Origin of the sequence: Cryobacterium sp. 10I1, from assembly GCF_035019805.1 — a bacterium.
Classification (GTDB): domain Bacteria; phylum Actinomycetota; class Actinomycetes; order Actinomycetales; family Microbacteriaceae; genus Cryobacterium; species Cryobacterium glucosi.
This window is the reverse complement of the sequence record NZ_JASJVF010000285.1, coordinates 1-3,887: the sequence shown is the minus strand read 5'-3', so window position 1 is coordinate 3,887 and position 3,887 is coordinate 1. Positions and strand designations below refer to the sequence as shown.

6 protein-coding genes are annotated in these 3,887 nt (G+C 68.1%); 3 read left to right on the top strand and 3 right to left on the bottom strand.

Annotation, left to right across the window (positions count from 1 at the left end; genetic code table 11):
* The coding region (locus tag QN345_RS16580) for a DNA glycosylase AlkZ-like family protein (RefSeq protein WP_323508903.1) at nucleotides 1-272 on the top strand (272 nt) is incomplete at its 5' end.
* A gap of 9 nt (nucleotides 273-281) precedes the next feature.
* Here the strand turns inward: QN345_RS16580 and QN345_RS16575 are convergent.
* Nucleotides 282-1,166, bottom strand: coding sequence for a M48 family metalloprotease (locus QN345_RS16575; protein ID WP_134449482.1), 885 nt, complete (start codon nucleotides 1,164-1,166; stop codon nucleotides 282-284).
* A gap of 12 nt (nucleotides 1,167-1,178) precedes the next feature.
* On the bottom strand, nucleotides 1,179-1,745 hold the full coding sequence (locus QN345_RS16570; protein WP_134449481.1) for a LemA family protein: 567 nt from the start codon (nucleotides 1,743-1,745) through the stop codon (nucleotides 1,179-1,181).
* A 171-nt stretch (nucleotides 1,746-1,916) separates the two neighbouring features.
* Here QN345_RS16570 and QN345_RS16565 point away from each other — a divergent pair, with 171 nt between their 5' ends.
* Both QN345_RS16565 and QN345_RS16560 read left to right on the top strand, forming a co-directional pair.
* The gene (locus tag QN345_RS16565; protein ID WP_134449480.1) at nucleotides 1,917-2,723 is read left to right on the top strand and encodes an ABC transporter ATP-binding protein; all 807 of its coding nucleotides are present in this window, start codon (nucleotides 1,917-1,919) and stop codon (nucleotides 2,721-2,723) included.
* Complete coding sequence (locus QN345_RS16560; protein WP_134449479.1) at nucleotides 2,720-3,454, top strand: ABC transporter permease; 735 nt, start codon at nucleotides 2,720-2,722, stop codon at nucleotides 3,452-3,454. The genes QN345_RS16565 and QN345_RS16560 overlap by 4 nt, the downstream gene beginning before the upstream one ends.
* Nucleotides 3,455-3,509: 55 nt before the next feature.
* On the opposite strand, the gene QN345_RS16555 is transcribed toward QN345_RS16560, so the two are convergent.
* Nucleotides 3,510-3,887: family 1 glycosylhydrolase (locus tag QN345_RS16555; RefSeq protein WP_323508902.1), on the bottom strand; the 378-nt coding region annotated here is incomplete at its 5' end.

The window sequence follows — 3,887 nt, the reverse complement described above, 5'->3', positions numbered from 1 at the left end:
TCTACACCCCCGAACCGAAACGGGTCTTCGGGTACTACTCGCTGCCGATCCTGCTCGGCGACACCCTCGTCGGGCGCGTCGACCTCAAGAACGACCGGCAGGCCGGCGTGCTGCGCGTTCAGGCGGCGTGGGCCGAAGCGGATGCCCCGGCCGACACCGCAGAGCGCCTCGCGCCGGTGCTGCGCGCGACCGCCCTCTGGCAGGGGCTCACCGAGATCACGGTCGCGCAGCGGGGTACTCTCGCGCCGGCACTCGCCGCCCTTCTCGCCTGAGCGCAGTCGTCAGAACTTGTTGCCCATGGCGTGCAGGCGGTCGATCCGGTCCTCGATCGGCGGGTGCGTGCTGAACAGCTTCGCCATCATGCCGGGCTTGAGCGGGTTCGCGATCCACAGGTGCGCCATCGACGTGTTCTGCTTCTGCATCGGGCGCCCGTAGGTCTCGAGCTTGGCGAGGGCGCTCGCGAGGGCATCCGGATGCCGCGTCGTCAGCGCGCTCGTGGCATCGGCGAGGTATTCGCGCTGCCGGGAGACGGCGAGCTGCACCATGCTGGCGACGAGCGGTGCCACGATCATCGCGACCAGGCCGAAGACCATCACGACGGGGTTGCCGTTGTTGTTGTTATTGCGACCGAAGAACGCCATCCGCAGGAACATGTCCGAGATGAAGCCGACCGCGACGACGAGGCCGAACACGACCATCGACACCCGGATGTCGTAGTTGCGGACGTGCCCGAGTTCGTGGGCCATCACGCCCTCGAGTTCGGAGTCATCCATGATGGCGAGCAGGCCCGTCGTCGCGGCGACGATCGCGTGCTGCGGGTCGCGCCCGGTCGCGAACGCGTTCGGCGCGGGGTCGTTGATGATGTAGATCTCCGGCATCGGCGTTCCGGTCGTGATCGACAGGTTCTCGACGGTGTTCCAGAGCCGCGGATGCTCCGCCTTGCTGTTCACCCGGATGCCGCCGCTCATCGCGATCGCCTGGCGCCCGGCCGCGAAGTACTGCACGAGGGCGTAACCCGCGGCGACGACGATCGTGAGGATCAGGATGCCGTAGCCGCCGCGACCGTAGACGGCGTTGGCAATCCAGCCGAGGCCGGCGATGATCCCCAGGAAGAGGATGATGATGAAAACGGTGTTGCGCTTGTTCCGCGCGATCGCACTGTACATCTGGGCCTGCCGCTAGAACTGGACGCGAGGCGGCTCCGCGATGGCTGCGGAGTCGGTGACCTCGAAGAAGTCGCGCTGGGTGAATCCGAGGTTCTTCGCGATCAGGTTGTTCGGGAAGACCTGGATCTTCGTGTTGAGCTCCCGCACCCCGCCGTTGTAGAAGCGGCGCGACGCCTGGATCTTGTCCTCGGTGTCGACGAGCTCAGCCTGCAGCTGCAGGTAGTTCTGGCTGGCCTGGAGCTGCGGGTACGCTTCCGCGACCGCGAAGATGCTGCGCAGGGCGGACTGCATGTGGTTCTCGGCGGCTGCGGCATCCGCAGGGGTCGTCGCACTGATCGACTCGGCGCGGGCCTTGGCGACGTTCTCGAAGACCGCCTTCTCGTGCGCCGCGTAGCCCTTGACCGTCTCGATGAGGTTCGGGATGAGGTCGGCACGCCGCTTGAGCTGCACCGTGATGTCGCTCCACGCTTCGTCCACCCGCACCTTGAGGGTCACGAGGGAGTTGTACGTCGCCCAGAAGTAGATTCCGACGATGACGACAAGCACAACAACGATGAGTAGCGGGATGAGCCATTCCATGGCAGCGTCTCCTTGTATTTCAGCGGTGCGAGCGAGCGGGCCGCGGCGGCATACGAACAATGGTGCCATCATAACGACGCCGCCTGACACTCTCATCCGCTTCCCACCAGACTCCAAGAAACACCCCCGATCCATGGTTCTTTCCGGCCGAACCGGCGAATAATCAAAGGCATGAGCCATCTGTCTGCACCCGCGGTCCACGTGACGGACCTGTTCGCCCGCCGGGGCAGGCATCCGGTGCTGCACGGGTTGAGCCTCACGGTGCCCCGTGGCCTCGTCGTGGGCCTGATCGGGCCGAGCGGATGCGGCAAGACGACCCTGATGCGCTCGATCGTCGGCGTCCAGCTCGTGCAGTCCGGGGAGGTCACCGTGCTCGGCCGCCCCGCCGGCTCCGTCTCGCTCCGGAACAGGGTCGGCTATGTCACGCAGGATGCGAGTGTCTACGACGATCTCACCGTGCGGCAGAACCTGAGGTACTTCCGGTCGGTGCTCGGCGCCCCCGCGAGCGATGTCGACCGGGTGATCGACGCGACCGACCTGGGAAGATATGCCGGCCAGCTGGCGGGTTCGCTCTCGGGCGGCCAGCGCAGCCGGGTGTCGCTCGCCGGCGCCCTGCTCGGGTCCCCCGAGCTGCTCGTGCTCGACGAACCCACCGTCGGCCTCGACCCGGTCCTCCGGGTGGAGCTCTGGGAGCTGTTCCACCGGCTCGCGGCCGGAGGGACGAGCCTGCTCGTGTCGAGCCACGTCATGGACGAAGCGAGCCGCTGCGACCGGCTGCTCCTGATGCGGGACGGTGAGATCCTCGCAGACGACACCCCGGCCGGGCTGCTCGCGTCGACCGCGACCGACGACGTCGAGGCGGCGTTCCTGAGCCTGATCCGGCGGCATCCGTCGCCAGAAGACCCGCAAGCCGATGACCCGTCGTCCGAAGGCCGGCCGACCGGGACCGGGTCGACCGGATTCGATGGTGCGCTGTGAACCCGCGCCGTACGCTCGCAACGGCCGGACGGGTGCTCGCCCAGATCCGGCACGACCCCCGCACGATCGTGCTGCTCCTCGTCGTCCCGAGCCTGCTGATCGGCCTGGTGGCGTGGATCTTCTCCGACACGCCCGTGTTCGACAGGATCGGGCCGGCGATGATCGCCCTGTTCCCGTTCATCGTGATGTTCCTCGTGACGAGCATCACGACCCTGCGGGAACGCCGCACCGGGACGCTGGAACGGCTGCTCTCGATGCCGCTCGGCAAGGGCGACTTCATCCTCGGCTACACCCTCGCCTTCGGGCTGCTCGCGGTGCTGCAGTCCGCGGTCGCGGTCGGGTACGCGGTCTGGGTCTGCGGCCTCACGATCGCCGGTTCGGTCTGGTTGCTTCTCGCGGTCGCCGTCGCCGACGCGGTTCTCGGCACGACATTCGGGCTGCTCGCGAGCGCGTTCGCCCGCACCGAGTTCCAGGTCGTGCAGTTCATGCCCGCGCTCGTGTTCCCGCAGATCCTGCTCGGCGGTATCTTCCTCCCCCGCGACCAGCTTCCGGACGCCCTGCGGATCATCAGCGACTGGCTTCCGCTCTCGCACGCGATCGACGCCCTCCAGGCGGTCGCCTCGAATTCGCAGGACGCCGCGTACATCGGCGGCGAACTGCTCATCATCGGGGCGTGGATCGTGGGAGCGGTCGTCGTCGGCTCGATCACGCTCCGCCGCCGCACCCCCTGACCCATCCCCCGCCGCGGATTTCGGCGGGCGGGAACGGGCGGGAACCGGACGCCGGTCAGCGGGCGGCGAGCACCTTCTGGAGCCAGCGGTACGAGGACTTCGGCGTGCGCTTCCGCTCGGGGTCTGCGAAGTCGACCCGCACCAGGCCGTAACGCTGGGTGTAGCCCGCGGTCCACTCGAAGCCGTCGAGCAGCGACCAGACAAAGGCCCCGCGCATGCTCACCCCCGCCGCCGGCTTGCCCGGTGCAACGGCGTCGAGTGCGGCCACGAGGTGTTCGGCGAGGTAGTCGATCCTGGCCGGGTCGTCGACGGCGCCGCGGCTGTCGACCTGGTCAGGGAAACTCGCTCCGAGGCTCGTGAGGTACACCGGCGGGAGTGCGTCGCCGTACCGGGTCGCGAGCTCGGTGAGGGCGACGCCGAGGTAGGCCGGCGC

Coding starts and splice junctions, on each gene's coding strand:
- QN345_RS16570 (WP_134449481.1), bottom strand. CDS start 1,745: ATGGAATGGCTCATCCCGCTACTCATCGTTGTTGTGCTTGTCGTCATC.
- QN345_RS16575 (WP_134449482.1), bottom strand. CDS start 1,166: ATGTACAGTGCGATCGCGCGGAACAAGCGCAACACCGTTTTCATCATC.
- QN345_RS16565 (WP_134449480.1), top strand. CDS start 1,917: ATGAGCCATCTGTCTGCACCCGCGGTCCACGTGACGGACCTGTTCGCC.